At 40.5% G+C, this 800-nt stretch carries 1 protein-coding gene; it reads left to right on the top strand.

Features of this window, described 5'->3' with window-relative positions:
• Positions 1-800 (top strand): ISL3 family transposase (locus KGF65_RS16750; RefSeq protein WP_216749111.1); only part of this gene is annotated, 800 nt, incomplete at both ends.

Genomic DNA, 800 nt, shown 5'->3' on the forward strand with positions numbered 1-800 from the left:
ACCCAACCAGCTTTTAACGGACTACCAACGATGCTTTGTATCGACGAGTTTCGTTCAACTGGTAAACAAATGAGTTTTATTGCGGTGGATGCCCAAACCCACGACATCATTACAATTTTACCAGGACGCAAGAATGCCGATATTAAGGACTTCTTTCTCAATCATTATTCTAAACGTCAGCGTGACCGCGTGACTCGAGTTGTGATGGACTTTAATTCTCAATATCAACCCGCTATTCGAACACTCTTTCCACACGCCAAACTGGTCGCGGATAACTTCCATCTTGTCCAAATGGCCTTACGATCTTTGAATCAAACGCGGGTTCAACTCATGAAACGCTTTAACCCTAAGAGTCGTGAATATCGATTGCTTAAATATTATTGGCGGTTATATTTAAAAGATTATGACAGCCTCGAGAAGTGCAAACCCCAATGGTTTGCGCATCTTAAAGATCGCATGACACAAGAGCAATTAGTCGTAGCCGGTTTAAATCTAGACCAACAGTTTCGACAAACCTACCAGGCCGCACATGCCTTAGTTAAGTCATTTCAAAAGCGTGATTATCGATCCTTCGAAGCAGCACTAGGTAATGTCGAAAATGTCAGTCCTCAGCTAATGACCAATATTAAAAGCTTTATCAAGAACCGGCAACTCATCAAAAATATGACTACCGGCCGATTATCAAATGGTCCCATAGAAGGTGTGAACCGTAAAATCAAGCAAATCAAAAGAACCGCATATGGTTACAAGAACTGGCAAAACTTTATTTATCGAATTCAAATTGAATTCAAAATCAAAAT

The sequence above is a fragment of the Lactiplantibacillus sp. 30.2.29 genome, from assembly GCF_018991255.1.
Taxonomy (GTDB): domain Bacteria; phylum Bacillota; class Bacilli; order Lactobacillales; family Lactobacillaceae; genus Lactiplantibacillus; species Lactiplantibacillus pentosus.